The following is a 2,116-nucleotide window of genomic DNA, read 5'->3' as shown; positions in this document are numbered from 1 at the left end:
GTGCAACATCAAGTTCATTCGGGCTAGGTTATAGGTCGTGGTGTTCAATTCTTGACCGTGATAACTCACTAAGCTGGGATTTTGCACGTGCTGTCCGACATTTAACAGCAGCGAACCAGAACCAACTGCTGGATCATAGATAGTCCGCACTTGTTTGTCACCTGCATTGCGCTGATAAGTCACAATCTGGGCAATAATGTCGGACACCTGCCGCGGCGTGTAAAATTCACCCGCCTTCTTACCAGAATCACTGGCAAATTGCGCGATTAAGTATTCATAGGCGTCACCTAAGACGTCGCCTTGATGATGGACGAGATCAATCGCATTTAAAGCTAACATGGTATCACTGATAGTTTGATTCCGTTGTTGTAAAGAACTGCCTAATTTATTACTACTCAAATCCACATCGGCAAACAAGCCCGAAAAGTCTTGCGCTGAAGATAGATTTTGTGTCGACTGTTCCAGATCATGAAGTGCTTGAGATAAATCGTCTAACGCAAAAGTATGGGCTTGAATCTTGCCAATCAGGGTGGTGTACAACGCTTGTGGTTGAATTAAATAGCCGAGCGTATTTTGCAAATACTCCACTAAACTGGGCTGCACTGAGACGCTTCTAATTCAAACTGCGGATCCATATATTGGGCATATTTCTGGGTGACATTTTCGGTTTCACCCGCCCATTCACTAAAGGTCGTCAAGGTTTTCTCGGATAGGAACCGATAAAAAATTAACCCTAATAAATAATTTTTATATTCAGAAGCGTCCATTTTCCCGCGTAAGACATCGGCTGCATTCCATAAGGCGCTTTCAAGTTGACTAGCTTGCGTTGTTTTTTCTGACATTGTTTAACCTCACTTATTTTTGTAAATAGATTGCCAAATCGTGTTCAATAAACTGTCGCCAAGCAGCCTGGGACTTAATCCGGTATAGTGGCAAAACAGCTGGAATCTTTGGCCCAGTGGCAGTTTGAGCTTGTAAGGCCGCTGCTAAATTCGCTGACTGCGTTAATTCTTGTTCATGGTGCCATTCATCAGTCCCCACGGTGTGTTCACGCGCCACCCGCAATAGGGCTGCTTGATCTAAGCCCCATGTGTGGGCAAATACCGACGTTTTTTTGACCAATTGTCTCTGGGCGTAATCAGTCACCAACTCCCGAGCATTCAACGCTACTGGCGCTTGATTTTGGTTACTCTGTTGCTGCGACTGTTGCATTTGTTGCTCAATATAGGGCATGGCTTCGCGAATTAACTGGGCCTGTTGCGGTTGCGTTTCCGCCAATTTATTCAAACTAGCCTGTACTTTGGCACTGTTTTGCAGGTAATCGGTCATATGCGCTTGGGCTTGATCAGGCGTCGAGTACTGTTGCTGTTCATCAATCCAGTCTTGAATTAATTGCGTCAAATAATCATAGTCCACCAAGACAACTGAACCAACAGCTAAGGAAAAGTCTAAAGCAGCTAATTCTTCGGGGACTTTCTCGGGCTCTTGGTTAGTGACCGCCGCTTTAATCCGCAGATATTTACCCGTATAGGATTCTACTTCGGGCTGAGCGATACCAAAGGCCTTTTCGCTGTTCTCCCAAGTAAAATCATTATACATCGATAGCGAGTTCAATTGCTGATTCACTTGGCGAAATGCTTTCACAAATTGCACCTTGGCAGTGGTTCCTTTGAGGTCATCGGCCGCCGTAGGCGTTGGGGCAATGGCTTTTAAATCCACCACAGCCTTTTGAAATTTTAAGACGGCCTGCTGATAAGTGGGACGAATGATGACATTAAAGGAGCCTTCGCCACTATATAACTTGTAAGCTTCACGTTCATTAGCTTCCATGATTTCCGGTACCCGAAAGGTCACAATTTGACCCTCTTGTTTTAATTCCCGGTTTTGGAGCCGTTGGTGCGTGAATAGGCTTGAATGAGTTCTTGATAAGCTAAGGTGCGGTCAACAAAGAGCGTGTTTAGCCGAGGAGCATCAAAGCCTGTTAATAACCGGCGGACGACAATCACTAAATTTATTTCTTGATCAGGTTTCAAATTAGCAAAGACCGCCTCACGCCGGGCAGCCCGTTTTGCGACATCTTCGTTATAGAGATTCAAATCGGCTAAATCAAAAATTA

The 2,116-nt window shown here is 44.9% G+C and carries 2 pseudogenes; both read right to left on the bottom strand.

Features of this window, described 5'->3' with window-relative positions:
* Positions 1-842, bottom strand: a pseudogene (locus JCM2765_RS16405) (N-6 DNA methylase); the annotation flags it as partial.
* A 13-nt stretch (positions 843-855) separates the two neighbouring features.
* Positions 856-2,116, bottom strand: a pseudogene (locus tag JCM2765_RS16400) (type I restriction endonuclease subunit R, EcoR124 family); the annotation flags it as partial.

It is taken from the genome of Secundilactobacillus similis DSM 23365 = JCM 2765, assembly GCF_001311075.1.
In the GTDB taxonomy this organism is placed as follows: Bacteria; Bacillota; Bacilli; order Lactobacillales; family Lactobacillaceae; genus Secundilactobacillus; species Secundilactobacillus similis.
Note: the sequence above shows the minus strand (reverse complement) of the source record. Positions and strands in the feature narration are given on the sequence as shown.